The organism is Halobellus salinus (assembly GCF_014646875.1).
Classification (GTDB): Archaea; Halobacteriota; Halobacteria; order Halobacteriales; family Haloferacaceae; genus Haloquadratum; species Haloquadratum salinum.
In genome coordinates this window covers 149,290-175,599 of record NZ_BMOC01000001.1, presented here as the reverse complement: position 1 = coordinate 175,599, position 26,310 = coordinate 149,290, and the positions used below count along the sequence as shown (strand labels likewise).

The following is a 26,310-nucleotide window of genomic DNA, read 5'->3' as shown; positions in this document are numbered from 1 at the left end:
TGCGAATCGGGGTGGCGCGCCAATAGCGATAATCGCCCGACTGCGTCGGGGTCGGCGGTTCATCTGAATTCCTGTGGCGTAGCGTTGTGGCGTCATCGTTGGCTCGTCACAGGCCAAAACCGCAGGACGGCGAAAGGATAGGGATGCGCCAGCCGGGAATTGAACCCGGGCTAGTGGCTTGGGAAGCCCCGTCGGTCCGAACGACAGGATTCGTCACCACCCCCGAATCCCTACGCCATATCCCGGATTTTGGCCTGTTTCAGCCCTGATTTGCGTGCTCTATTGAAAATGCGGTACGGGAGTCGGATCATAGTGTCTTGGAGAGCCTCTTGATGTTGTTGAGCGCGAACAGGGGAACGATCTCGCGGAACTGGCGGTACCAGAACCGCGAACGCAGGGCGGAGTCCTGGGTTCGCTTGACCGTCGAGTAGGACGTTTCTGACATCCACCGCTGTGTGTAGCCCTTCGACCGGATGAGAGTGTTATTTGCGGTTGCCATCATCGACGAGCCGCGGTAATGAACGAGGTACTCGATGGGGGTCAAAGAGAAGTTTGCTACACACGTTTTCGTCTGTCCTGAATGCGGATTGAGCCGGGTGTACGCTGACATAGATGAGTAGCTAGCCAAGCGTATGAGTCATACGTGCTGGCTGAGTCTCCGTCTCCCACGCTACGCAACGCAGTCTCTGCACTTTGCGCTCTCTGGTCTAACTGAGTGTGCATCTGCTTCCGGCACGTCGAAACCCTGTGTGTTCAGAGTGTCTTTTTTACAGTATAGTGGGTAGGAAGATCTATGGACTCGACGAATCGAGAGGAAGCACCCCAAGCCACAGACAGACGGACGACTGTCGAGCAGGTCCTGTATGGGGAGACCGACACGCGACTTCGAGCAACCTGGCGGATCCTATTCGCAGCGGCGGTGTTTATCGGACTTGTCATAGTCGGAGACACAATCTTCAGTGCTGCCGGCGTTCAACCTGTCATCACAGAACTGAAACTCCCATATCTCGCCGCACTTGTCGTGACTGTTGTGGTTGCAGTCAGACTCGGAAACCGGTCTGTGTCGGGTGTTGGGTTCGGTATCAACGTCGTCTGGGTCCGTGACCTCGCTGCCGGCATTGGATTAGGACTCATTTTCCAACTTGCTGTCACCGTCATCTGGGCCGGAACAGGCGGGCTCACAGTCACCGACACGGCGGTCAGAGGCGTTACGACGGGGCCGTCGTCGCTCGCTCTCATCACTGGCGTGAGTCTGTTCGGCATATTGGTGACCGCAGTATGGGAAGAATTCGTGTTCCGGAGTTTACTGATTCGGAACGCCGCAGAGGGACTTGTTGCACGGAGCGTCTCACGCACAGGTGCACTGGCCGGTGCAATTATACTGAGTGCGCTCGCGTTCGGAGTTCCGCACGCGTTCGGTGTCGCAGCCGAGTTTACGAATCCAGTGTTTGGGGCACTACAGGCAGTTATCTCCGTGTCGTACTTTGTGACGGCATATGTGGCTACGGGAAGCCTTGCGCTCCCGATCGGGATCCACTTTGCATCGAACGCTTGGCTTACACTGGTCGTCGGAAAGCCTACCAGCCCGTATCCAAAGCTATTTGTGGCCGAGCGAGCGGTGGCCGGAACCCTCGATACACTACTGATTTTGCTGCCGGGTGCTCTCCTTGTTGCGCTTGTACTGTGGTGGGCACGTTTCACCGGGCGCACGGGGTTGTCGGTCAACGATGCCTACCGGCGCATCGTCGAACGTTCCTGACCGCTCTCGGCACTTCACAGTACAGGCGAGTCAGGTCTTCCTCAGTGGCTTACACGCTTGAATAGCGTCTCCCGCGAGTGAAAACACAGTCAGCGTGCTGCCAAGCGTATTCTTTGTTGAGGTGGTGAACTCATCTCGGGAAACCGTATCCTTCCAATCAACACGCCGCACGTGTGGGTACCCCGGCGGGTGATCACCAGGCTGCCACTCGTACTCGCTTGTGACGTAACTCAAGCTCTGTCTAGAGCGTGTCATAGAAAGCATCACACGTAGTTCGTCTCACCTTCCGAATGGAGTGTCCCGACGAGGATTTTATGCAAATAGTCGTTTCAATTATAATCGCTATTTTGACCGTTGTTAGCCAATCTCTCAGATATGAATCGTCGCGTAGGCTTTGGTTTGTCAATGCTTCTGATGAGTCTCTGGATGGGGCAGACTGCCCTTACCGAGTCAGGGCTGGTTATCTCGCTGGGTATGGGGATTCCGGCTGTTATGTTAGCGTGCTTTGGCGGTAGCATACTCACAGGGGTGTTTGAACCGGAAGGTATCCCCGACGAACAGATGAGTTCTCTCACGAGCCTGCTAATCGCAGCGATGCTTGCTGTTGGTGTGATAGCGCTTCTACTGATAGTCCTCTTCCCATACGTTTGACCGCCTGGCCCGGACACTAGGTATGAAGCGCGATGAGACTGTGACCGATTCTATGACACCCTGTGTCGCGTGATGTTCTATTGAGACTCCGTCAGAACCAGTCGGCTGAATACAGAGAGCGAAGTCAGCACTCAGTATGCGATAGCTCCAGCCACTTTCGTCCATCCTGTTGCCAGATTATATATGTGGTTATTACAGTAGAATTTGTTATGTCCACGGGTGGGACTACCCAATTAGCGTATATTCTGGGTCATGTGCTCACAGCACTGGTGTCTCTTACCGTAGGCTACTGGATCGTGTTCCAAACCGATATGCGCGCCCGTCGTCTCTACGGTGTCTACGCACTCAGCAATACTATATGGTCGATTGTTTCGGTTTTCCTCGTTGTTGCTCCTACTGGTTCTCTACTCCTCACACTCAGGTCAATCTGGGGGACAATACCGATGTTTTCTGCAATTCCCTTGGTCGCCTTTACCGCTAAATTTACTGGACGGAATTGGCGGCAAAATAACACTGTGAGAGCGGTGACCATTGCGGCAATTATCGTCTCTCCTTTCGTGTTGACGGCCCAGTTCCACAATTTATACTGGCAGTCAGTCACTTTCTACACGGAACCGTTTGCACATATTATGATTTCATACGAAATAATGTGGTTCGCGGCAGTTCTGATCATTCTTTCTGCCTTTCTTGTGTCATACTATTACTTCATCGAGCTGTACCTCAAATCCCGACACAGACCCAGTTCGGCACTGATACTAATTGTCACGGGTTTTCTCTTGGGTTTGACCCCATTTGTTCTCTCAAGACTCAGACTTGGGCTTGTCCCGACGTATGACCACACAGCATTTGGCATCATATTCCCAGCGCTGTCATTCGTATTCGCAGCTCAACGGTTGCAACTTGCTGATGTGACTCCCCTGGCGCGAGACGAAGCCATTGAAGACTTGGCTGATCCATACATCGCTATTGATGCAACAGCAAGGCTCGTGGATTACAACCCAGCAGCTGAAACATTACTCGATATCTCTGGCAGCGACATCGGCGACAAGATAGCGGAGATTGCCCCAGCCGTTGCGACCGCAATTCAACACGGCGAAGACGAACTCACGCTCTCATCGGATGGAACTCCACGCCATTTTGATCTGACCATCTCACCAATCAGTGGCCCGGTGGCTGACCAACTTGGTACACAACTGCTTATGCGTGAAGTAACAGCACGTGAGGAGCGCAAGAGTGAGCTTGCTCTGCAGAACGAACAGCTCAATCGATTTGCTTCAGTGGTCTCTCACGACCTTCGGAATCCGCTCGGGGTAATCATCGGTCGTGTACGACTTTTAGACGGAACGACGAACGATCAGGATGATATAGATGCAATCGAGCGGTCAGCAGTGCGGATGGAGAATATTATGACGGATCTGCTTGAGTTGTCCCGTGCCGGACAGAGCATCGATGAGACAGAGCCAGTATCACTTGCCAGTGTTGCCGCGGACAGTTGGGACAAGATCCAACAAAATGGGACGGAGCTTGATATGCAGGTTCCCGAGAGTGTGACGGTCGAAGCGGATCGAGACCGTCTGATGCATATTTTTGAAAATCTCTTTCGTAACGCCAAAGAACATAACGAGCCGCCACTCACCATCCGCACCGGCGTCATCCCCAGCGAGACAGCGAACAAAGATGACAAGTCATTTATCAGCTTCTTTATCGAAGACAACGGCGACGGCGTTCCCGCGGACGACTGTGACGAAATCTTCGACCACGGCTATACGACCAACCCGGACGGCACCGGATTCGGGCTCTCTATTGTTGAAGAAGTCGTCGACGCTCACGGGTGGTCCATCTCGGTCTCTGACAGTGACGACGGCGGCGCACGCTTTGAGATCACCGACATCGAGACCGGAAACTGACCGCTTGATACCCCGTACTCATCGATCGGCGTTAATCGTTTTCAGCTTTCAGTAGGTGTCAGTAATTATATTCCAACGCTTTGGAACCCTCGCATTTCAAGCCGGGGAGAATGCTAATTCAAGATCGTCTGTCTGAGGATCTAAACTCCTCATCCACGCTCGAATCGCTCCTATTGGCACGAGATATACCAACAGCAACACAGTCCGTGGGGGAAAGTCAATATCTGTGACCATTACACCCCCCACGATCACAAACGTGACTGGAATAAATGCGTAGAAGATGATGAATAGCACCTCACTAACTGGAGCAAACGCAAACTGTACCGCGTCCTGCGGTGACTTCTGTTGGTATGATTGGTCTGCAATGAAGTATCGCCATACTCGCATCAATTGAAACAGAGCAATACCGACAATCGCAAGTCCAACCGAGAGAGGTAGTGCCGAAACTACATCAGAGTTCGAAAAAATAGCTATCATGAGCGCCACAATGAGGATCCCGGGGAAAATCGACTTATTCCCAACGAATCTGACATTCCGAAAATAAACCGGTGGGAGTAGAGAAATTGGCTGAAGTGCAGCAGGTCTTGTGTCCCACACGTCTCCATCACGGTCATCTAGTGGTTGCGGAGTAAACAGCCCGACAGTAAGGAAGAGGAAATAGATAATTGTGCTCTGTTGAATAGCGGTCTAACCAGCCAATATCACGGGTTTAGAAGGATGAAGCCGAGGAATTCGATTCTGTCCTATGGAGATCGATCTCCTCGACTTCGTTGAGCGGTGTCGTGACCTAGCTAAACAAGCGTTGGGGAAGCACGCGGGCGAGCCCGCCAACGGCGGGTTCGCCCGCTGGGTGCACGTTGTTCTGCACTGTTTTCGGCTCGAAGAAGGCCACAGCTACCGTGAAACGCCGAATCGGTTGAAGTATATGGCCGAGATTCGTGATGCACTCGGCTTAGATCGGGACGATTTGCCGGACTACAGCACGATCTACAAGTCGTTCGACCGGCTGAAAATGTGGGTGTGGCGGGCGCTGCTGCGCTACGCCGTGCGAGCGCTCGGCTGGTATCGGCAGTTCCGTGAAATTGTCCTGATGTTCGCCATCACCAACATAGAACCGCTCTGTGAACCGCTCTAACCGTGCTTCAGCATCTATCCAACAGAGCAGGAAATCGTAACTGCATAATCCGACAGATTTGCGACGGCCATTCACCTCAGTTCGATGACGATGACGACAGTATCGCTGGAAGTGATCTCTCAAGACGTGATCACAGCAGTCACTGGCGAAGTCGATTTAGAGTCGTACTCGCTGCTTGTGTTTGGACGGCCCTCACGTACACCGAATCATTCGATTCACGAGTACTTTTGAGGTGTTCCACGAGCGATCCGTTCGGTCAAAGCAGCTACGAGATGCTGCGGCGACCGTCGCAAGGACAGCGCAGAAGGGGCTGGGGTGGTATTTCGGATGTATGACCGATGACCCATCTGCAGACACGCTGGAGAGCGGCGTTCCCACTGTCACGTGTACACGGTGTGGCCGTGAGTGGGACCTCGACTTCGAGCTTGAGGAACTGTACGCTGGTAACCAGGCTGTCGAACAGTTCGCACTTGATCACGAACGGCATACGGGTCATTTTCCCGATGACGTGACGCCGTGGACAGTAGATTGTCGGCAGTGTCCGGATGGCGATCAGTATCTTGAAGAGCGGCCTGCTCGCCGGTGGGCGAAGGTGCACGCTCGGCATACGAATCATACAGTGGAGTTACAGCCCCCAACAGGCGGAGATTCAACTGAACAGATCAACGCAGAGTGAGCTGCATCTCACCAAAGACTACCACACTCAAGCAGGTCTATGTCCTGATCTTACTGACCAGAGGTGTTGTATCGCTCGGTTTGATGCTGCCCCACGGTGCATCACATTCCAAAAAAGTAGAGTTTTGGTGGAGTCACCGGGTTGGTCACGTGTCGTCTGCGATGTAGATGAGCGTCTGTACGTCGATCATTGTTGCGTCTCCAGTCCGGTCTTTGATTTTCGAGAGCAGGTCTCGGCACGCGACGGCAACTTCGTGGTACTGCCGAGCGTTGAATCCCGTGTCGAGGCTGTCAAGCGTTGAGTACTCGCTGAAGAAGTTATTCATCCGCCGGTATTGGAACGTGATGTGCCGGTCTGGGAACGCGTACAGTGACAGAGCTGTCGCAGCACGGAGTAGTGAGCCGGGCGGCCGGTCGTTTTCCTCTCGTGTCGTGAGGTGGCGGAAGAATTCATAGAACTCGTTAAGACGGTCGACAACGGAGATCTCTTCGTTGTACAGGTCGCTGAGGACCGCCGCGGCCTCGTCGGGGTTGTCGTGGCAATAGGCGACGATGTCCTGCCACGTCAATCAATGGCATTGCCCACCCATCATTTTTGCTGGGACGTTCGAGACGGCATCGAACTCCGCGTCTGGGTCTTCGATCGCTTCGAAGAATCGGGGGATATCCGCCGCGGTCAACGCTGTCAACTCGAACTCTGCCCGGATGACATCCGCGAAGTACTCCGCGAACTGCCACTTCCACGATTCGATGTAAGTCCCACCCCAGTGCGAGGTTTCCAGATCATCGTACGCTCCCGAATCACGGGCCTCGACGTGTGCGTCGATGAGAGCATCCACACCCTGCCATTCGACCGGTTCCGCAGTGTCGTTGCGGACGCGGTGCCCGATAAGCGGGCGGAACAACGCCGCGTACGGTCCCGTCACCTGCACAGTGATCGTATCCTGGTTGGTAGTTTGTATGAGGCTAAAGAATTCATCGATTTCAGCATACATAAGGAGTTCGCACGCGGTGTCTGCTGATGCGTGTCCGACGACTGACCCGTACTCGTCAGTGAAATCCCTGACCGCAGTCGTGACTGTGGCCGGCGTGTCGACATCGGTATAGCCGAGTGATTTCAGAGCCGATTTCGCCTCAAGCGTCGGGATCGGATCAACTCCACCTTGCAGTCGGGCGTACAACTCGTACACGCCCCACGCAGTCCCGGAGCCAGCGAGGCGGTCAACCCACGTTGAATCGAACTCATCGGCAGTCGTCATCTCCGAATAGACAGCGGTAGCGAATCGATGGCGGAGTCAGCACCAAGCAGAACAGCAGCACTCGGAGCCCAGTAACTGGCCAACGCGTCTTCAGACCACAACGCTCGAAACGTCTCCGGAGTCGGGTCTTCGAGAAACGCGCCACACCGACACTGACACACTCGTGTCCGATTTGTATCGGAGAAATCAACCCCGGCCCCTGTCGGCCCATCAGACACCAGCTCGCGCCACGCAACCAGGGCCGGCGTGAGTGACTGACTAAGTGTAGAACGTCCCATACGGAGCACCGTGTGCAGACACGCATAATTCCCGGTCGGGCGTGCTGCGAGGCTATCTAGGGTACGTACAGATGCTCAGAACTCAACAGCTAGTCCTAAGTCGGTCAGTTCAAAAAGAACTCAGTTACCAAGAGTCGCCGTACCCTCTTTTTTATACAACGTAACATAGGACTGTACCAAATTATTATATTCCTCTAAACTTTGGATACAGGTATGAGTGATCAAGAACAGCCAGAGGAGTTTGCGGACATCAATGAGGCAGTCGGGGCCCAGTGGGAAGCCGAAACAACGCCGTACGAGCGGATTCGACGGGTTATCGCGCACACATATGAGCCTGTCTCGACAGATGCTGTCGCTGAGGATGCGCGGACGGCCCCGAAAACGGCTCGAAAGCACCTGAAAGCACTCGTTGATGAGGGGTTCGTCGAGACAGTCCCCGGAGAACACGGCGGGACACAGTACCGCCGGTCGTCCGAATCGCTTGTCGTTGAGCAGGCGGCCGACATTCTTGAGCACGTCTCGACTGACGAACTCGTCACGCGAATTCATGAGATGCGTGAGCAACTCTCCGAATACCAGTCCGAGTTTGGCGTCGACTCTCCGGAAGAGTTGGCCGTCGAGCAGGCGAATCAGGCGCTTGCAGCATCTAAATCCACCCAGCAAACGATTGATCCGGAAACGATTCGTGAATGGAAGACGCTACGTCGAAACCTCGCGTTTGCGAACGCGGCTCTCTCAATCGGTAATGCAGAACAGTTTGTCAATGACGATCATCGCTCTGCTGACGACACGGTTCCGGTCTGAAAATGACCGGGTCGCCTGACCGATCGGAAGCCCACACGCTTCGTGGAGCGACAGATCGAGCGGCGCTGCTCAGACTCCGCGATATCGTTGAGACAATGGAGCCGCTGGCGACGGCTGAACTCGACGATTACCTCAATCCGTCCGTTCTCGAACTTACGCTTGAAGACGGGCTTTGCGAGGCCAAGACAGCTCGAATCGATGTCCAGTGGACGACACAGGGCGAGTATAAATTCCACTATACGGACGACCAAGGAGTGGACTTCCGGTGGGGAAAGCACCCACACGGGGGAGACTACATTCACGTCCCGAGACTCGAACACTATCATCCGCCACCGGATGCGAGTTCGGAACCTGACGAGGTCGAAGCATCCTGTATCACACAGGCTCCCCCGGACCTCGTCATACGTGCTGTGCTCAAACTCTGGCGAGTTGCGTACCATACCAACTCATACGAACCGTTGAACGCAGGCCAAAATCCACCATAGGAACCAGTTTATGTTAGTCAGTTTGACTATAGCACTTCGGCTGCGACGCAGTCACACCGACTCTGCATCGCTGATATCGAGGTGGGACTCGGGAACCAGGAATCGGTAGCAGATTTCAGCTTTCGATCGGTACGGAAGGGCCATCTCGGCATCTCGTATTCCGCGTACAGCCGCCTCACTGAGGACCTCGGGAAACTTATACTCCGCCGCGACTGGGGAATCCATAATGAGAGTACGGAATAGTTTGGGACGAGCTTTCGGGGGCGATAGTTGAGCCCCAATCTCGTTACGAGCACGGTACATTGCGATATACACCTGATAGACTTGCCTTGTTTTGCCGCTGGCTGACTGTAGTTTCAGACGATCTCACAGGAAGATTCCGTCAAGCTAACCAGGAATTGGACGCCGTCTGGCGATATTGGATCGCTCAGACGGCTAGCGATGCTGTGTCGAGATCTTGCCAAACAGCACGTAGATGACCCTGACGTACCCGCCGCGCCGGACGGCGCGGACGGGTACGCCAAGTGGACACAGATCGCGTTGATTTTGTTCCGCGTTGAGTTGGAGAAGAGTCTTCGTGAAACTGAGGATTACCTCGACGAGATGCCTGGTATCCTCGCCGTGTTTGATCTTGACGAGGCACCACACTACAGTTCGGTCTGCCGGTGGGAAGACGAGTATCGGATGCGTGAACTCCGCCGCCTGCTCCGCGCGTCGGCGGAGCAGGCGGGCTGGAGTGGTGAAGCCGCAATCGATGCAAGTGGCTTCCAGCGTGATCAGACCAGCTATCACTACCGTGACCGTGCGAACTACTCGTTGCAGTCGATGAAGACAACAATCTTGATCGACGTGAACTCCCTAGCGACCAAAGACGTTCATTTCACGACACAGAAGGCGTGGGACGGCCACATCGGGATGCAGGTCTTCCGCGTTCCGGCGGAAGACCTGCGTGTATTGTCTGCTGACGCGAACTGCTCGTGGGGCGAGCTTCGTGAGGAGTGTCGCTCCAACTCAATGCGACCACTGATCAAGCACAGGGAACAAACACTGTTGCAGAAGGCCCACAACGCCCGAATGAACGAGGATTACAACCAACGCTGGATGAGTGAGACGGGGTTCTCCCAGTTGAAGGAAGACGACGGCGAGAAGCTCCGCTCCCGAACCTGGCACGGCCAGTTCCGGGAGCTGACTCGGAAGTGCATCGTCCATAACCTGACGCAGGCGGCGAGTTAGGCCTCGCCGCCTGCTCCCTTTCTCCGGACGTATCCGGGAGAGGCATCGCCGCCGTCACTGACACAACGAAGCAAGATAGCATAGTCTTGACCCTTCGACAACCGCCGTGAGTGACCGCTACTGCATCTTCTGACTGCAAGATCGCGTCTCTGACAGCCAGAGACTACAAACAATCGACCCTCCCCCGTCGCTGTCTTGCGCTCAACAAGGCAGGCTGTGTTCGGCTGGCCTGTACTTTCTTCGTTCGTGCGAATCGGGGTGGCGCACCAACAGCACTAATCGCCCGACAACGTCGGGGTCGGCGGTTCGTCCTGATTCGTGTGGCCTGGCGTTGTGGCGTCATCGTTGTCTCGTCACAGGCCAAAACCGCAGGACAGCGAAAGGATAGGGATGCGCCAGCCGGGAATTGAACCCGGGCTAGTGGCTTGGGAAGCCACTGTCCTACCACTGGACCACTGGCGCTTGCCGTAGGCAACATTATCCCCTTTCAGGGGTACTCGTCGGCTACATATCAATAACACTGGTTGGCTGATATAAAACATTCGGAGTGTAACGGAATGATCCTCAAAGCATCCATAATAACACTACACGCAACCGTTGAAATTTATCAAGGATGTGATTTTAACTACCTGTTTATTCTGCTTGAAGTGTAGACCTCAACCCTCGACTCTTAGCGTTCCTCAAACACGAGATGGTTCCGTCGAAGTGTTGAACAAGCACTATGATGCCCGTTCTAAGGAACAAGAGCGAGAGGGCCGGAAGCAATTCTTAGACCTGATGTAGAACGATTCCTACCTCTCCATACTCCCAGTTTCGGGGAACTCAACACCACAGATTTCGGACGAATTGCTACACAAACAGATCTCGGGACGCAACCCCCGGGGTTCAACCCTCGAAGATCTCCATTTCACAAAAGAACCCGACGCTGTCTCCCGGTTTCGGTACTTATATCCCGCTGGACGTTGTCTTTAGAGTGAAGGCAGATTCTCGCGGGAGACTCCATCTGACAGGTACGACTGTCGCTGTATTCTCGGCGTTTCACAGCATCGAGCGAGGTTCAGTCACCCCTGAGAGCCTTCGCCAATAATGTCCGTAGACCCATCTACTTCGACCGTAGTATCATCTGAACCAAACAAAGAATCGATTCGTGGCCGTGTGACCGAAATAATTCGCCGTGGATTCTCCTCCCCGGAGATCACACTCATCGAGGCGCTTCCTGCTTCGGGAAAGAGCTACGGGGTTCTTTCGTGGGCGGCAGAGACAGGAAATCAGCTCACAGTCTTCGGCCCACATCACGACCTCTTGGACGAGTATGAAGGGTGGTGTAAACAAGGTGACCTCGATCTTTCAGTAACCCGACTCCCATCGTTCCATCGAGACTGTAAGAGCGTATCACTCGATAAGAAAGGACGACCAGCAGACGAACTCACCGAGAAACTCCTTGCGAGGTATCGGCAGGGCCTCAAGGGAGAGAAGATACACGAAGAGGCGAGCAGATTGTACGGAGAGGATCTCCCTTGTCAGCACGACAGTCAGTGTCCGTTCATCCAGAAACTCAGCATTGAGGTGGAGGATTACGATGTTCTTCTTGGTCACTACCTGCACGCATACCAAGACGACTGGACTGATGATCGATACGTAGCCATTGACGAATTTCCCGGTGATGCGTTCGTGCAGGAGTACACAGGTAAAGTTGCACCAGCTGTAACGGCTTACCTTCGAGAAGAAGACCAACTTCCATTTCACGACTATGACGATCTACTTACGCGGGGATCGGATTTTCCAATGGAGGTTGAGGCGTGGAAGGACGACCTCTGGCAGCCCTACGATTCCACTCACGTACTCCAGAGTCCCGCCTCCGCAGCCCACGCTCTCGCTCCCCTAATGACAATGGCGAATCTGGAGAAGGAACGTCTCGAAAACCGGTGGCAACACGCTGATCTCGGTGATGGTAAGGTGGCCGCTCGAAACACCGAACACGAATGGTCGTTCCTGCTACCACCTGACTTCGAGAACGCTGAGAGCGTCGTAGCTCTTGATGGAACACCAGTCACCGAACTCTGGGAACTCGTACTGGGAACAGAGGTCAACCACCTGGCTCTCTTTGCCCACGATCAGCGTCAGAAGTACTTGGAAGAAGTTCTCGAACTCAGCATCGTACAGACTACCGAGAATTGGAACGCATATCAAAGCGGAGAAGGTGTCGCTCCAACTGTCGATATTCCATTTGTCGAAAAGGTGGGCGACATTGAGGGGCAAAAGCCTGGGGTGATTTCCTCGAAGGAGGCCCTCAAACAGTACAAAAATCACGGCATTAAGTCGCTGGTATCGAAAATGGAGAACTACGGCGGTCTGAAGGGGATCAACAGCTTCGGAACGCTACGGTCTGGTGTTATCCTCGGGAACCCACACCCCGGTGATGGTGTTATCGAGAAGTGGAGTGCGTTGGCTGGTTACTCCGCCAAACGAAAAGAGGGAACTGAAGGTGAGGATACGGATTACGGATTCTTCGGGAACCGCGTGATGGAAGCGAAGATTCACAACGAGGTGCTACAGGCGGTGATGCGCTTCGGTCGTGAGGAATGTAATGGGGAAAAGGGCGCTACGGTGTATGTCCACACATCAGCACTTCCGAAGTGGGTAGAACCAGAGAAGCGCCTCGTGGATATTGATTCGTGGATCACCCAGAAGAACGGGATGATCCAAGTGATCGGAACTATCCAGAGTCTCGATGATTGGGAGACTCGCGAGTGGAAGGTTAGCGACGTAGCAGACCAAGTGGATGTTTCGAAAAGATCCGCTCGGGAACATCTGAAGACACTTGTTGACCACGGCTATCTTGCGAGTCGAACAGCAGGACAAGGAGGTGCGTATCACTTCTCAAATGTTCGTCTCGAAGAAGCAGGAGAGTACGGACACGTTGAGTTCTCGGAATAGTTTCCGAAGGCAGGGTATTATACTCAATAGGGAGAGTTCGGAAAGAAGATCTGCTTAAGGGGGAGAGTTGTTTTTGCAGGAAACCACACAGTACAGCTGACCCCTAATGTAGATCTCGACTGTTACAGTTCATTGAGTGGGCTTTTTGCTCCTGAATTGTTCTGAGAACAGAACCACACAACTAACACCGAAAATCAAACTTCATTGGATGGACTGTAGCTCTCAATCCCCCTCAATGCAGAAAAACGTACGATTGGAACGCAGAAAGAAATTCGAGATCAGCCTTCTCAGACTCTGTTTGTATTTTGATCCACGAGGTAGTCATAGAAGATTTCCCACACCAAGCAGGAATTAATCAGTACAGAGCGTAGGATCAGTAACTACTCGTAGTCAGTAAGCAAAACAAGTAAATTGTGCTGGTAAATATTCTATTGCTACACAAAGGTCTTAATCAGTTGGTAATATGAACTATGTTGTGGCAGACAACCGACCTCCTCAGAGTCGTATTAAGAGGGTACGAGAGGAGGATAATAACACCTGTCAAAATTGTCAGAGAAGTTCATACACCGATGATGTAGAACTACACGTGCACCACATCGTTCCTCTCAAGGATGGTGGTTCAAATAAGAAATCTAACCTAATTACGTTATGTGAGGAGTGTCACAACGCGGTTCATACAGGCACTGACGCTCCTACTGCCAAATCAAAATTTTCAGGGAAGAGTGAGTTTGTGGAAAATTTTGCATACCTGTCAGTTCTGGTTGCAGGAAAATACCCTGTTATATTGATGTTGGGTGTAACTGTTCTAACGCTCATATTTGTTGCCTCCGGTCAGAGAATCATTGCTGTTTTATTTTTTATATGTTCCTCTGTGTTTGTCGGGATAATGCAGTACGCAAAAGCCAAAGGCGAAGGTGGCAAACTCAGTTAGCAAGCGCGCTCTTACCAGAGACTCCCACACTTACGGCGCTATAATTATCTGGCCGCGACACTCTGGAAATCCTATGGGACAGTACGGCGACCAGTACGTCGTCGGGGAAGAATACCGGAACTCTACAGATCTCTCCACCAATGAATATCGTGGGTGGTTAAACGCACCACTCGATGGTGGAGTTAGCTATCGTGGTATTGAGGCGCTTCGCAATCCACAAACTGATGCTTGTGAGCTTATTGTACTGTACTCCTCAAGCACAAGCTCTACTTCACACGATCCTTGGGAGGATATAATCAATCTCGAAGACGGCATTGCCTATTACTGGGGTGACTCGAAAGCTGGTGATGGACCGGACCCACTCAGCCGTCGTGGCAACCGACTTGTGAAAGAGCAGTATTGCTCCACTTACGCTCAGAATAATCGGGACGAAGCGCCCCCGGTATTGTTGTTTCAGAAAGAACGTGTTGGTTGGGTAACGTTCAAAGGATGCTGTGTCATTGATGATCTGAGTATCACCCGCCATAGAGATGAGGGTGAAACGGTTGTCAACTACCGGATTGACCTCGAAATTCTTGACACTGACACAGTCGATCTTGAATGGATTCATCGCAAGAGCCGAACTGGATATGATGTTGGTGGACCTGACGCGTGGGATCACTGGGTGGATACAGGAACAGTCCGTCGATATTCAATCTACAACGAGCAGATCCGCTCGAAGGCTAACCAACAGCCAGATACCCGCTTAGAGCCGCTCCACGAGGATATACGAACCCGACTTGACGGAACCTCCAAAGAGCGTGGTCAAAAGCTGGAGATGCTGATCGAGCGTTTGCTCGAAAGTATGGACAATATGACTCAGGTTCGTCGAACGCCCTCAAGCGGAGACAAAGGTGTGGACATTATTGGTCAAACAAACTTGCTCCCGGACGTGACACTTGGCGGAAATAAAACCAAGCTCAAATTCAAAGCACAGGTCAAAAACAAAAAAGGATCGGTTGGTGGTCGGGAACTGAGTCGTCTTGCTTCCCGAGTTGGTGATGGTGAAATTGGCCTATTCTTTACTATGTCCCATTACACGGACGCTGCCCAGCAAGAGAGCCTCTCGACCTATCCAATACGGCTGTTTGCTGGTGGCGATATTGTTGATATGCTCGTCCAGACAGACCTCACCGATGGTCCACGGTTGAATGATCAGGTCGTCAAAGAGATCAATAATAGCGTGTGAACTTGTTTTTGACAGGGGAGTTTGTTCCAATAGTTCATCGAGTCTTCTGTTCACTCTCCCCCGCTCGATGCTGGTTCTCTTCGGACTCACACACTACCTCTCAAAGCTCGTCGTAGAGGTCGAGATGATACTCTCGAATAGTTTTCTGCCAGTAGTTTCGGAAGGCAGAGTATAGTATTATAAGGGAAGACCTCGGAAAAGGAGGACCAAATCATAGAGGGGAAAACGTCTCTGCAGGAAACTCTCCAACGGTCAACTGATCCTAATGTAACCCGCAATAGATTCAGTTCATAGAGGGGGTTTTAGTCCCTGAATTGTTGTGGGAACAAAATCACACAACTAATACCAGTAAACAAACTCGTTGAGTGGACAGTAGTTCTCAATCCCCCTCTATGCAGTAAAACGTAGGATTGGTATCATAGAAGACTTCCCACATCAAACCGAAATCGCTCAGTACAGAGAATCTATATATCGAACTCTTCAGTAGGTATGGTCAAGGTTTCTTAACGACCGATCATATTGAACCTGATATGAATCCATCCAAAATACTGGAGCAACTGGCAGACGACTTAGCCTCAGCAGTTCCCACTGTCGATAGCAAAGCCGATCATACCCGATGGCAGGCGGGTATCGGTCCCTTCGAGGAGAACAAGCAAGTCGAGATGCTCCGAGACGCCGTCGAAGGCGGCACCAGCTACTCCATCGAGACAGAAGCACCATATCTTGATGGAGGACAACGTGTTGACCTCTTCATCGAGAGCGAGGAAGCAGCGATTCCGGTTGAGGCGAAACTCCTCCGCTTCCGCTACGACAACGGCAACATCGACCCGAATAGTTTTGCGAAAGTGTTCAGCCCATTCCCAGAAGAGACAACCTCTACTCTCCTCACAGACTCGCAGAAACTCTACGAAGCAAGGTTTGAGGAAACTGGTGGACTGCTCGGCCTCTACTACGAGCCGGTGGATGAGTCCTACGAACGGATGAGTCCCGAAGCTGTCGCAGAAAAGTTCGCTCTCGATGTAGACTACTGGTATGACTTTGAGGTTGAGACGAGGAACGTGGCTCACTTCGATGGATTGCGTCATCCAGTTCATCAGCAGGGAGCCGTCATAACATGGGAAATAATCGAATGACCCGAGAAATCGGCCTCGTCAGTTGCGTCAAGACCAAGCGAGACGAGCCAGCCACGCCGAAGAATCTCTACACCCCCGACTACTTCGAGAAGATGCGCTCCTATGCAGAGCAACATCACGACGACTGGTGGATTCTTTCAGCCAAGCACGGCCTCCTTGACCCAGACGGTGAGCCTATCGAACCATACAACGAGACGCTCACTGGCTTAAGCGTGGCAAAGAAGCGGGAGTGGTCCGAGAAGGTTGCCGAGCAGTTAGACAACGAACGACTGCTCACCGAGGAGACTACGCTTGTGCTACACGCTGGCAAGGACTACTACGGGGAACTCTTACCTCTCATCGAAGACAGTGGTGTCACCATCGAGATTCCCACAGAGGGCCTATACATCGGTGAAAAGAAGGCGTGGTACACGGAGCGAGTATGACCACGAAAGAGGAAATCTGGCAGGAGTGGACTGACCGCTACGTTGACACAGAGAATCCCATCCCGCTCTTCGAGACTGACAAGGATCTGACTGTCGAGTACAAGAACTACGGGAAAGACGACAGACGAATCTTGAAACGAAGCGAGGAGATGGAATCGCTCGTTCGAGAGGAGGGCCGAAAGGTCATCAACGATTTTTCGACCTCTGATGACAGCTATGACGGCTTGATTTATTTGATGTACTGGCTGGAGGACGGGAATGTCATCCCCCTTTACGTCGGGAAGGCTGGCAAGTACGGACGAGACGGTGAGGGACTGAGCGCAAATCTACGTGGTCTTCGAGGGAGCAGTACTGGTAAGTTTGCCCGATGGGGAGACGGCCACTACTACCACATCGGTAATCTCAGCGCTATCATCTTCAACCACGACAAGAACCAGAAGCAGAAGTACGAGAAGTGGGCTGACCAGCTCTTTGACGAGGGGCGACACCTCCGACAACAGACGTACTTCTGGACGAAGGCGTGGCAGCAAGAGGACACTGGCCTCTACCACGACTTCGAGGTTCCGCTTGAACAACTTGAATATCAGATTATCGGCTTAGTTTCCGACCTCTATCCAGAGCAATTGCTGAATGATGAAGGGGCGTGAGTATCCACAAGGCTGAAAGAATCCAGCGTCGGATTCGCTGACTGCTGAATATCCACGCAGGGTTTCACGGTTGATTCACCTAAAGACAACGTGAGAAAAACCTGATTCTCAGCCAAAAAATTCGCAGAGCAAGCTACCTATTATACGCTCGCCTGCGCCGATTAATGTTCTAACTGGTTGGGATTTCTGCACATAGTCACCGGATCATTCTCTTCCGCTCGATGCTGTGTTCCCGTCGGGCTTACACACCACCTCTCGAAGCTCATCGTAGAGATCGGGATGATGCTCTTGCAGTATCGCCACGTCGCTGGTTAGCTCGTCGTTGATTCGACCACGGATTCGAGATACAGCTTGGTACCTTCGATCATCTCCGTGTTCTCCGGCGATTTGTTCTCGTTCGGTTTCCGTAAGGAGCGCCCGTGTTTTCGCCATACAGTACGTTTACGCCCAAGCGGAAAAGGTTCTTACATTTGCTTATGTTAGCAAATATGCTAACTATTAAGTGGGTGGCCGATAGACTACTGAGTACGAAGCGCGGTGTTGCCATCGCAGAAATGGCCGGTGCTGGTACACCGACCGTGCTTCGTGGGCTACGAAGCAATGTCAGATAACGACACTACGGCTGATAAGAGCATCGTCGAAGAACTGAACTTCGGAACCAAAACCTCGAAGCGGGCAACGTGGGAAGCGTTCGAGTTCTCTATTGAAGCGCCGCACCTCGTCCGTGTGACCAACGCATCGTACGGCGTGGAGAAAGATGAGCATAGCTACCTCGTTGGTGTCGAAGACCGTGAGGGGCTGCTTACGCCGGCTGAGTGCGAGTGTCCTGCCGACCAGTACAACGAGGAATACGACTGCAAGCACAAGGTAGCTCTCGGGACTATCGGCGGTCCCGTCGTTCTCGAAGCGTCCGTAGAGTTCCAGACCGAGAGCGTAGACACCGACCACTCGAACACATCGACGCTGTCGGAGAAACTTCGAGCAGACGGTGGGGAATCCAACCGCCTCAATGCGGAGAAACGTGAGGAATGTCTGAATGGGTCGGAGATGTGTCCGGGACCGAACGGTGATTCACTCCCGTGCTTCCCGTGCTACCAATCGTCGGAGGAGCAATAATGGCGCTTGAACGCGACCCTGCACACCCCGGGGATATTGGCGACAACGAGCCGGAAGAAGAACCCGATCCCGACCGTATCTATGAGCAAGCTATTGAGCGTCGAATTGAGGAGGTAAGTGAAGACTAATACTGCCCACTCATCGTGATCTCGACGCGACTTCTGTCAGAATTTCACCCGAACTGCACTTGTGTACTACCTATTACTAATCAAGTGAAATCCCTTTACCAGTAATTATAACAACCAATACGGTAATGATAATTCCAGTCTATTGTGTACGTTGAGTTAATTGGAAGCACGACAGCAATATTAGGTCTCTTGGGAACTGGAGTTGTAGGTTGCTGTTGTTCACAGCAACAACAACAACAACAGATGACGGTTACTACGGATAATGAATCAGGGACTAAGCGTGTCTGTCCTAATTGTGGAATAGAGAATCCCAGAAGTGCCGATCATTGCGGTGATTGTGGATACGACTTTAAGTAAATAGTAGTGAATAACAGTAGAAAAACGTAATTAAATAGGTTATAAATGGATAATAATAACAGCGATAAAGGAGGTCTAACTGCCGATAATAATCCAGTAGTATCTTGGATAATTATTGTGGTTTTTTTCACAATTGGTGGTGTTGGGAGTTTATTATTGGTCCCGAATAGCAATTTTGTAGTATTCGTTGTAATTGGGATTGTGATTGCTTCCCCATTCTGGATTCTCCTAACTGAATCAGGAGCGCAATGGTTTATGAACAAAACCAATGATTCAAAATCAAATCAGTCACAAACAATCAATACTACTTCAACTTCAGACAGAGAGATAACTTGTCATAACTGCGGATGGGAGAATCCTGTAGAAAACAATTTTTGCTATGATTGTGGAGAGGAATTGGAACTTCCTGATGATAATCCAGACTCCCAAGCGGCTAAAACTGCGGATCATAATGAGAACTCAGGCACTGCTAAGGAAGAAGTTAGTAGTCTAACTGAAGACTCTGACGAGGATTTCAAATTTGGAGTAAGTAGGGATATATTGGCTGTAGCCACTTACATTTCGTCATTGCTTGGGGGACTCTTGCTGGGAGTTTGGTTCCTTGCGCAAGGAAATCTTATGATAAGTGGTTCTATTCTCCTCATAGCTGTAGGTTGGCCCCTTATTACAAAACGTGGGCGAGCAGCTGTGGGTCAAAAACCGGGTAGGGAAAGACGGCCGAGGAGGAAGAACGAACCTTCATCAAATACAAAAGAATGCACAGAATGCGGTTGGCACAATCATCAGGCTAATAATAACTGTGTAGAATGTGATGCGCGATTTTAGCGTACAGAAGCCGTTGACTGTGATCTTCCGTCTCTCGAACAGGTTACTCCGACCATATCCACTGTGTCACTCTCGTCCAGACCGATCACTGTGCTACCAAGGCCGATACTTCGGATTGTGCGCGCGCTGTACGGGGATGTACACAGCAGGACTCCTTACCGTTCTTATCTCGTTACTCTGGACCTTTCCACTTAGCCCGAGATTAACCTCTTTCTTAGGAGGTTTGCTTATTTTACCCGGTGGAATCGATGGCGTTACACAATTAGTCGGTGATCGTGAGAGTACGAATCTATTACGCATTCTCACTGGACTTCTACTTGGTATCGGTATCGTTCTTATGATTAAAGGAAGTATATTGTGGGTTCACAGCCAGTTTTGATGTATTGGTCTTTTAAATAATTCCGCTCATATGCTATGTTGCGAAAACCGTGATACTGCGAAGAGGTAAGAGTTTCAAATCAGAAGTTGGTATATAAAAGAAATGGCGGGTCTATCCCATCCGTTCGAGTACCTTCTGTCGGTGTTCCACCGGAGCGTTATCGGATTTTATGTCGGCAAAGCAATATCAGAGAGCAAGCCCAACCCCTCTGCCTTAGTTGGCCGGGGGGATTTTTTACTACGTTACCAGATCGAGTTGACCTCTTTTGTTAGCGTATCCCCGGAGTTTCGAGTGTAGCGAAGCGTCGTCTCGATGGACTTGTGCCGCATTTGGTTCTTCGCCTTGTAGATCCCCTTATCCTCAGCCCACACAGTAGCAACTCCGTGGCGAATTGAGTACCACGAGAGATCCCGCCCACGCTGGTCGATTTCGGCTTTCTCCATCAGATCTTGCAGGATGGGGTTGAGCGAGTGGGAGTCGTACCCTTCCCCGTACTTCGTGAGCCATAGTGCGTCCGTGCCTTGGTATTTCTCCATCGAGGAGCGTTCATCGAGCCATTTTCGTAACGCGCTTACTGCCCGGTTCTGGAGCGCACACCGCCACCGTTCACTGTTCTTCGAGGATTGGTCCTTCGGGATAATCATCTTCTGACGATCCAAATTGAACCAATCCACCTTCGCACGCTTCACCTCAATGGGTCGAAGCCCGGTATCGCAAGTAACGGCAATGAGAGAGGGAATTTTCCAAGAACTTGCTTTCTTGAACTCCTCAGGCCCGATCTCGTCCTTCGGAACACCCAATCGACGGGACACAAAGATCTTGAGCTGTTCTCGCTCTTCCGGCCCCATCGTCTTGTTGTTGTAGCTCTTGACCGACGAGTGTTCCAGCGCCGCTTGGTATATATCCCGAAACTCGGTGGGATGGAGCCGATCTTTCTGGTGGTTGGATTTGGCGCTGTTCGTATTCGTCAGATCAACATCGTGTTCCCATTCTTCGATGTGTTCTCGTCGCCGGTCACGGTAGTAATCGAACAGTCGGCGGATTGATTTGACGTAGTGGTATGCGACGGAATCAGGGTGAGGTGTCCGGTTGTGAACAAATCGGACTAACTCGGTCGCTTGCTCTGGAGTGAGGTCGCTGGTGTATTCTTTTTCTTCGTCCCACAGCCAGCGGAACACCTGCTCGATGCGGTAATGCGTCCCCTTGACCGTCTGGCGGGAATATCCTTTGTTTGCGTCAGGCTCTTTCCCCACGTCGTTGAGGTAGTCGATAAAGTCTACTTTGAAATCCTTGTAGTCTTCTGCGAGAAAGGGCGCGAAGTGTTCCAGTTCGTCTTGAGTGGGTCCGGCTACAGGTGGCCCTTCAAAATCTTCGGTGGGATCGTGGTCTTCGTCGTCGGGTTGGTCGTCGTAGGTGAACATAGTGTTATTGTGGGTTTGTTCACCGACGAGTTCACCCCTTAGATGGCGTATATTGCCGTTGTGCGCCGTCAGACATTGGAATCGCGGCGCGGCGCTTGGGAAGCCACTGTCCTACCACTGGACCACTGGCGCGCTCGTGGCCACACTCGTGAGAGGTCGTTCTGTGAGTATAAAACGTTCGGAGTCGGCGACGGCGACGCGTCTACGGCCGCAATCGGGTCCGGGGATCGTCGCTCACTCCAACTCCAGCCCCTCCTCGACGTGCGTCTCGTCGGCGCTCGGGAACGACCCTCCGACGACCTCGTCGCGGTACGTCTCGACAGCCGCAACCATCTCTTTCCGGACGTTCCCGAACGCGGTCGCGAACGGGGGCGGGTGCTCGGAGAGTCCCACGACGTCGTTGACGACGAGCACCTGGCCGTCGGTCTCCGGCCCCGCGCCGATCCCGATCGTCGGGATGTTGAGTTCGTCGGTCACCAACGCCGCGAGGTTGGCGGGGATGTGCTCCAGTATCAGCGAGAACGCACCAGCCTCCTCGTGGGCTTCCGCGAGATCGAGAATCTCCGCGGCGGCCGCCTCGTCGGTGCCTTGACGCTGCAGCCCCACGCGGTTGATGTGCTGGGGCGTCAACCCGAGATGCGCCTGGACCGGGATCCCGAGTTCGACCAGCCGCCGGGTCAACTCGACGGTGTGTGGCCCGCTCTCGAGTTTCACCGCACCCGCGCCGGCTTCCTTCAGCATCCGCCCGGCGTTCCGGAGGCTCTCGGCTTCGCTCACTCCGTAGCTGAGAAACGGGAGGTCCGCGACCACGAGGGCGTCGTCGACGCCGCGGGCGACAGCCGCGGTGTGCGTCGCCATCGTGTCAAGCGCCACCGGGAGTGAGGAGCCGTGTCCCAGGACCGCGTCGCCGATGCTGTCGCCCACGAGGACGACATCGATCCCGGCGTCGTCAACGATCCGTGCCGTCGGCGTGTCGTACGCCGTCAGCACCGTGATCGGGTCGGCTTCCGGGTCGCGGTCGACGATCTCCCTGACGCTCGGCATACATCGGTAGTGGGTGGCGCCGGCGCATAAAGGGCCGGATCTGCCGCCTACCGCACCCCCGCTCCGGCCTCCCACCCACGGACCAGCGCGGCGAGCAGTCCGTTCACGGGGGCCTCAAATCCGTGTTCGTCGGCGCGCTCGGCCACGACGCCCGAGATGGCGTCAATCTCGGTCCGGCGGCCGGCGGCGAGGTCCTGGAGCATCGACGACCGGTTGTCGGCGGTCCGGCGCGCAACGGCGCGCGCCTCCGCGGCCACCGCATCCGCGTCGAGACCGACCCCGTCGGCGCGGGCGACTCGTGCGACCTCCGCCGCGGCCCGCTCGGCGTACGCGGCGGTCGGCCCCTCGAACACCCGACCGTTTCGGATCCGGGCGAGCGCCGTAATCGGGTTGATCGCGGCGTTGACCGCGAGTTTCGCCCAGAGCCGGTGTCGGATGTCGGGGTCGCTCTCGGCGTCGATCGACGCGGCCCGGAACGCCGCGGCGACCCGCGAGGCTGGATCGTCCGTGGCGTCGACCTGCGGTGTATGGTCGCTGGCGCCGTCGACGCGCCAGTTTCCGACCGCGACCGCCCCCCGCCCCGTCCACTCGACGACTCCCGGCTCCGACAGCATCGCGCCGTGGGTCGTGGTCCCGGCCACGATCGGACACTCCAAGCCGGCCGCAAGCGTCTCCTCGTTACCGAGGCCGTTCTGGAGCGAGACCACCGCGCCGACGTCGCCGGTAGCGAGGTCGCGGGCCGCCGCGGCGGTGTCGTAGGACTTCACCGTCACGACCGCGAGGTCGGCGTCAAGCCCCGTTCCGTCGGTCGTTGACGCCGGCGACGCCTCGAACGAGTCGACGCCGGTCACCCGGAGGCCGCGCTCGCGAGTGGTTGACACGTGCGGGTCGCGCCCTACGAGCACCACGTCGTGTGCGCTGTCGAGCAGCGCGCCAAGCAGGCTCCCCAGGCTTCCGGCTCCGAAGATGACGATCCGCATGCGATGGTCCAGACTCGTGGCCCCGGGGGATATAACCACGCCCGTCGGCCCCTGGTGGCGCCGGCTGCCTTTCGCGGTGGCCTGACCGGATCCGGACACCGATTTGCGCCACAACCAAACGTCCGTCCAGTGGCTCGCGGGATCAGGCGAGTATTAGTGTACGCAGCCGTAGATACACACGATGAGCACGGAACATCCGGTTCTCCGATCCGACGCACCGCTCGACCTCCGGCTCTCCGACACCGAACTCGACGCCACCGCCGACCACCTCGCGACGTTCATCGAGGGTGTCATCGCCGACGCGGGCGCAGAGGGTGCCGTTATCGGCCTCTCAGGGGGGATCGACAGCACTACGGTTGCGTATCTGGCGGTCGAGGCACTGGGCCCCGACGCGGTCCACGGACTGGTGATGCCGAGCGTCGCCAACTCCGAGGAGAACATGAGCGACGCCGAGTGGGTCGCCCAGGAACTCGGCATCGAGTACGACGTGGTCGAGATTCAGCCGATTGCGGAGACGTTCTTCGACGCGTTCCCCGAAGCCGCCGACGACCGGATGGCGGCGGGCAACGTCTACGTCCGCACCCGCGCGGTCCTGAACTACTTCGTCGCCAACCACGAGGACAAGGTCGTGCTCGGGACGGGCAACCGCGCGGAGGCGATGGCCGGCTACTACACCAAGTACGGCGACCAGGCGGTCGACTGCAACCCCATCGGCAACCTCTACAAACAACAGGTCCGCCAACTCGCGGCCCACCTCGGCGCGCCCGAGAACCTCGTGACGAAGACACCCTCCGCGGAGATGTGGTCGGGTCAGACCGATGAGGAAGAGATGGGACTCGGCTACGACACCCTCGACGCCATCCTCGCACTCCACGTCGACGGCCCGCTGTCGAAGGCCGCCACGGTCCGGACGCTTGACGTCGACGAAAGCCACGTCGAACGCGTGGTCGACCTCTACGAGCGGAGCGCCCACAAGCGCGCGATGCCGCCGGCACCCGAGCCGCTGCACCGGTAGTCGGCTCGGACCCCCCTACTCGACCACGACGCTTTTGCCCCGCCGCCGCGGATCAGACACCGATGCGACTCGGGATCCTCGGCACGATCCAACTGGCAGGAACCGTCGTTTTCGCCGCACCCGTTGGGATCTTCGGACTCACCCGACTCACCGAAGGCGACGCCGTCCTCGGTGGCGGGCTGGCCGCGGTTGCAGTCGCTATGGTTGCGCTCCCGCACTACCTCACGACCCCGGGTGAGATCCCGATGCAGATCGCTGAGCGGGTCATCGGGCGGGCGGTCGTGACGCCCGACGACGAGGAGGACCCGGAGTAGCCCGGCGCTGGCGCACTCTCCTCACTCCCGCGGCGCGAACGACCACTCTCTGTCGCCCAGCCGTTCGTAGCCGTCTGCGGTCACAACGACGAGGGCGGACAGCCGGGCGGTGCCCTGTTCGGGGTCTTTCACCCGCGGTTCGACGGCCACAACAGTCCCGGCCTCCAGTGCCACGTCGTCGTTGAGCAACGGCCGCTCCCGCCGCGAGAGTCCGACGCCGTGACCGGGCGCCGGCTGCCCGGCCGTAACCGACGCCCTCGCGGGATCGAACCCGAACGCCGCGAGTTCGGCGTCGGCTTCGCGGCCCACCGCGCGTGCAACGGCGCCCGCCTCGATTTCGGCGAGCGCGGCGTCCAACGCCGATTCGGCCGCGATGTACGCGCGGCGGTCCCACCCGCCGTCGCTGTCGACAACGACTGTTCGGGCCAGAGAGCCGTGGTATCCGTGTGGCCCACGCGGCGAAACAGCGACAGCGACGGGGTCGCCCGCCCGGATCGGGGTGTCGGGTGTGGCGCGCTCCGTGTCCCCGATCGACGCTGCCGTTCCCGTGCCCGCGCTCACAACGGTGTTGCCCGCGTCGGTGACACCACGCCGGGCGAGTTCGGCGTTCGTCGCCCGTTTGAGTCGGTCGACGGTCAGCGGGTTCCCTTCCCGGAGAAGTTCGCCGTCGGCGCCGATGTCGGCCGTCGCGAGCAGGCGCTCGGCGTCGCGGACGGCCGCGGCCGCCGCCCGCTGGACAGCCTCGATGGCGTCGACCTCGGCGTCCGATTTGGCGACGCGTGCCTCGGCGACCGCGGTCGTCGACTGGAGGTCGTAGCCCCCGCGTTCGAGGTAGACCGCGGCGTCGTGGGGAATCGTCGGCGGCACGAGCACCGATCCGGGGTTCGACCCCGTGCGTTCCGCCCCGCGTTCGTCGTCGAGGACCGCCGCAGCGCGCTCGCCCGCGGGGTCGCCGACGCGGGCCGCAACGACCGCGCCGTGAAACTGCGCTTCAGCCGCCCGGATGTGCCCCACCGGCGCGCATAGCACGCTCTTCCCGGGGACACGCACGAACGCGTACCCCCGTTCGGGGCCCTCGAACCGGGTGAGGTACCGGAGGGCGGGATCGAACCGGTCGCCGACCGCGACGAAGCCGACCGCGCCCGCGTCGTCGATCGCGGCGTCGAGCACGTCGTACTCGGTCTCCGGCGGGTCAGGAATCGAAGTCCCGTCGAAGCCCTCCGACTGGTCGGACGCCACGGCCG

At 55.1% G+C, this 26,310-nt stretch carries 26 protein-coding genes, 2 tRNA genes and 2 pseudogenes; 20 read left to right on the top strand and 10 right to left on the bottom strand.

The window, feature by feature from the left end:
* Positions 1-144 precede the first annotated feature (144 nt).
* Both IEX72_RS00870 and IEX72_RS00865 read right to left on the bottom strand, forming a co-directional pair.
* A tRNA-Gly gene (locus IEX72_RS00870) sits at positions 145-220 on the bottom strand.
* A gap of 87 nt (positions 221-307) precedes the next feature.
* Positions 308-535 (bottom strand): annotated as a pseudogene (locus tag IEX72_RS00865) (IS5/IS1182 family transposase); the annotation flags it as partial.
* A 258-nt stretch (positions 536-793) separates the two neighbouring features.
* Between IEX72_RS00865 and IEX72_RS00860 the strand changes: the two are divergent.
* The 5 genes and pseudogenes from IEX72_RS00860 to IEX72_RS15100 all read left to right on the top strand — a co-directional run bounded on the left by IEX72_RS00860 (position 794) and on the right by IEX72_RS15100 (position 6,128).
* On the top strand, positions 794-1,759 hold the full coding sequence (locus tag IEX72_RS00860; protein ID WP_188785503.1) for a CPBP family intramembrane glutamic endopeptidase: 966 nt from the start codon (positions 794-796) through the stop codon (positions 1,757-1,759).
* 375 nt (positions 1,760-2,134) lie between these two features.
* Positions 2,135-2,410, top strand: coding sequence for a hypothetical protein (locus IEX72_RS00855; protein ID WP_188785501.1), 276 nt, complete (start codon positions 2,135-2,137; stop codon positions 2,408-2,410).
* A 209-nt stretch (positions 2,411-2,619) separates the two neighbouring features.
* Positions 2,620-4,317, top strand: coding sequence for a sensor histidine kinase (locus tag IEX72_RS00850; RefSeq protein ID WP_268238870.1), 1,698 nt, complete (start codon positions 2,620-2,622; stop codon positions 4,315-4,317).
* A gap of 745 nt (positions 4,318-5,062) precedes the next feature.
* Positions 5,063-5,368, top strand: a pseudogene (locus tag IEX72_RS00840) (IS5/IS1182 family transposase); the annotation flags it as partial.
* Between the two features lie 415 nt (positions 5,369-5,783).
* Entirely contained in the window at positions 5,784-6,128 is a 345-nt protein-coding gene (locus IEX72_RS15100; RefSeq protein WP_229663685.1) for a hypothetical protein, read from the top strand.
* A 145-nt stretch (positions 6,129-6,273) separates the two neighbouring features.
* Here the strand turns inward: IEX72_RS15100 and IEX72_RS00835 are convergent, their stop codons facing one another.
* Both IEX72_RS00835 and IEX72_RS00830 read right to left on the bottom strand, forming a co-directional pair.
* A complete protein-coding gene (locus IEX72_RS00835) occupies positions 6,274-6,696 on the bottom strand; it encodes a hypothetical protein (RefSeq protein WP_188785493.1) in 423 nt (140 codons plus the stop codon).
* Complete coding sequence (locus tag IEX72_RS00830; protein WP_188785491.1) at positions 6,697-7,386, bottom strand: hypothetical protein; 690 nt, start codon at positions 7,384-7,386, stop codon at positions 6,697-6,699. It abuts the gene before it with no gap.
* Between the two features lie 491 nt (positions 7,387-7,877).
* Between IEX72_RS00830 and IEX72_RS00825 the strand changes: the two genes are divergently transcribed.
* The 3 genes from IEX72_RS00825 (at position 7,878) to IEX72_RS00815 (ending at position 10,186) form a co-directional block, all read left to right on the top strand.
* Complete coding sequence (locus tag IEX72_RS00825; RefSeq protein ID WP_188785489.1) at positions 7,878-8,468, top strand: DUF7342 family protein; 591 nt, start codon at positions 7,878-7,880, stop codon at positions 8,466-8,468.
* Between the two features lie 2 nt (positions 8,469-8,470).
* Positions 8,471-8,953 (top strand): hypothetical protein, encoded by a 483-nt coding sequence (locus tag IEX72_RS00820; protein WP_188785487.1) that lies wholly within the window; start codon positions 8,471-8,473, stop codon positions 8,951-8,953.
* 417 nt (positions 8,954-9,370) lie between these two features.
* A complete protein-coding gene (locus IEX72_RS00815) occupies positions 9,371-10,186 on the top strand; it encodes an IS5 family transposase (protein ID WP_188785712.1) in 816 nt (271 codons plus the stop codon).
* A gap of 391 nt (positions 10,187-10,577) precedes the next feature.
* Here IEX72_RS00815 and IEX72_RS00810 read toward each other — a convergent pair.
* Positions 10,578-10,648: transfer RNA gene (locus IEX72_RS00810), tRNA-Gly, on the bottom strand.
* A 624-nt stretch (positions 10,649-11,272) separates the two neighbouring features.
* On the opposite strand from IEX72_RS00810, the gene IEX72_RS00805 reads away from it, so the two are divergent.
* The 6 genes from IEX72_RS00805 to IEX72_RS00780 all read left to right on the top strand — a co-directional run bounded on the left by IEX72_RS00805 (position 11,273) and on the right by IEX72_RS00780 (position 17,487).
* Complete coding sequence (locus tag IEX72_RS00805) at positions 11,273-13,123, top strand: helix-turn-helix domain-containing protein (protein ID WP_188785485.1); 1,851 nt, start codon at positions 11,273-11,275, stop codon at positions 13,121-13,123.
* A gap of 475 nt (positions 13,124-13,598) precedes the next feature.
* Positions 13,599-14,054, top strand: a complete 456-nt coding sequence (locus IEX72_RS00800; protein WP_229663684.1) for an HNH endonuclease — start codon at positions 13,599-13,601, stop codon at positions 14,052-14,054.
* 73 nt (positions 14,055-14,127) lie between these two features.
* Positions 14,128-15,282: a restriction endonuclease gene (locus IEX72_RS00795; RefSeq protein ID WP_188785481.1), complete on the top strand. Its 1,155-nt coding sequence runs from the start codon at positions 14,128-14,130 to the stop codon at positions 15,280-15,282.
* Positions 15,283-15,812: 530 nt separating this feature from the next.
* A complete protein-coding gene (locus IEX72_RS00790; RefSeq protein ID WP_188785479.1) occupies positions 15,813-16,415 on the top strand; it encodes a transcriptional regulator in 603 nt (200 codons plus the stop codon).
* Positions 16,412-16,840, top strand: a complete 429-nt coding sequence (locus tag IEX72_RS00785) for a DUF6884 domain-containing protein (protein WP_188785477.1) — start codon at positions 16,412-16,414, stop codon at positions 16,838-16,840. The genes IEX72_RS00790 and IEX72_RS00785 overlap by 4 nt, the downstream gene beginning before the upstream one ends.
* Positions 16,837-17,487 (top strand): hypothetical protein, encoded by a 651-nt coding sequence (locus IEX72_RS00780; protein WP_188785475.1) that lies wholly within the window; start codon positions 16,837-16,839, stop codon positions 17,485-17,487. Before IEX72_RS00785 ends, IEX72_RS00780 begins: the two co-directional genes overlap by 4 nt.
* A 204-nt stretch (positions 17,488-17,691) precedes the next feature.
* Here the strand turns inward: IEX72_RS00780 and IEX72_RS00775 are convergent, their stop codons facing one another.
* Positions 17,692-17,919, bottom strand: a complete 228-nt coding sequence (locus IEX72_RS00775) for a hypothetical protein (RefSeq protein WP_188785473.1) — start codon at positions 17,917-17,919, stop codon at positions 17,692-17,694.
* Between the two features lie 168 nt (positions 17,920-18,087).
* Here IEX72_RS00775 and IEX72_RS00770 point away from each other — a divergent pair, with 168 nt between their 5' ends.
* The 4 genes from IEX72_RS00770 (at position 18,088) to IEX72_RS15480 (ending at position 20,292) form a co-directional block, all read left to right on the top strand.
* A complete protein-coding gene (locus IEX72_RS00770; RefSeq protein ID WP_188785471.1) occupies positions 18,088-18,603 on the top strand; it encodes an SWIM zinc finger family protein in 516 nt (171 codons plus the stop codon).
* Positions 18,603-18,731 (top strand): hypothetical protein, encoded by a 129-nt coding sequence (locus IEX72_RS15335; RefSeq protein ID WP_268238867.1) that lies wholly within the window; start codon positions 18,603-18,605, stop codon positions 18,729-18,731. The genes IEX72_RS00770 and IEX72_RS15335 overlap by 1 nt, the downstream gene beginning before the upstream one ends.
* A gap of 402 nt (positions 18,732-19,133) precedes the next feature.
* Complete coding sequence (locus tag IEX72_RS00765; RefSeq protein WP_188785468.1) at positions 19,134-19,913, top strand: hypothetical protein; 780 nt, start codon at positions 19,134-19,136, stop codon at positions 19,911-19,913.
* Positions 19,900-20,292: a DUF2085 domain-containing protein gene (locus tag IEX72_RS15480; RefSeq protein WP_188785466.1), complete on the top strand. Its 393-nt coding sequence runs from the start codon at positions 19,900-19,902 to the stop codon at positions 20,290-20,292. The genes IEX72_RS00765 and IEX72_RS15480 overlap by 14 nt, the downstream gene beginning before the upstream one ends.
* Positions 20,293-20,534: 242 nt before the next feature.
* Here IEX72_RS15480 and IEX72_RS00755 read toward each other — a convergent pair whose 3' ends face one another.
* The 3 genes from IEX72_RS00755 to IEX72_RS00745 all read right to left on the bottom strand — a co-directional run bounded on the left by IEX72_RS00755 (position 20,535) and on the right by IEX72_RS00745 (position 23,737).
* Positions 20,535-21,713, bottom strand: a complete 1,179-nt coding sequence (locus IEX72_RS00755; RefSeq protein WP_188785463.1) for a tyrosine-type recombinase/integrase — start codon at positions 21,711-21,713, stop codon at positions 20,535-20,537.
* A gap of 234 nt (positions 21,714-21,947) precedes the next feature.
* Entirely contained in the window at positions 21,948-22,757 is an 810-nt protein-coding gene (gene panB / locus IEX72_RS00750) for a 3-methyl-2-oxobutanoate hydroxymethyltransferase (RefSeq protein ID WP_188785461.1), read from the bottom strand.
* A 47-nt stretch (positions 22,758-22,804) separates the two neighbouring features.
* The gene (locus IEX72_RS00745) at positions 22,805-23,737 is read right to left on the bottom strand and encodes a ketopantoate reductase family protein (protein WP_188785459.1); all 933 of its coding nucleotides are present in this window, start codon (positions 23,735-23,737) and stop codon (positions 22,805-22,807) included.
* Between the two features lie 181 nt (positions 23,738-23,918).
* Between IEX72_RS00745 and IEX72_RS00740 the strand changes: the two genes are divergently transcribed.
* Both IEX72_RS00740 and IEX72_RS00735 read left to right on the top strand, forming a co-directional pair.
* Positions 23,919-24,752: an NAD+ synthase gene (locus IEX72_RS00740; protein ID WP_188785458.1), complete on the top strand. Its 834-nt coding sequence runs from the start codon at positions 23,919-23,921 to the stop codon at positions 24,750-24,752.
* 62 nt (positions 24,753-24,814) lie between these two features.
* Positions 24,815-25,066, top strand: a complete 252-nt coding sequence (locus IEX72_RS00735; RefSeq protein WP_188785455.1) for a DUF7533 family protein — start codon at positions 24,815-24,817, stop codon at positions 25,064-25,066.
* 21 nt (positions 25,067-25,087) lie between these two features.
* On the opposite strand, the gene IEX72_RS00730 is transcribed toward IEX72_RS00735, so the two are convergent.
* Positions 25,088-26,305, bottom strand: coding sequence for a M24 family metallopeptidase (locus IEX72_RS00730; RefSeq protein ID WP_229663683.1), 1,218 nt, complete (start codon positions 26,303-26,305; stop codon positions 25,088-25,090).
* Positions 26,306-26,310: the final 5 nt, after the last annotated feature.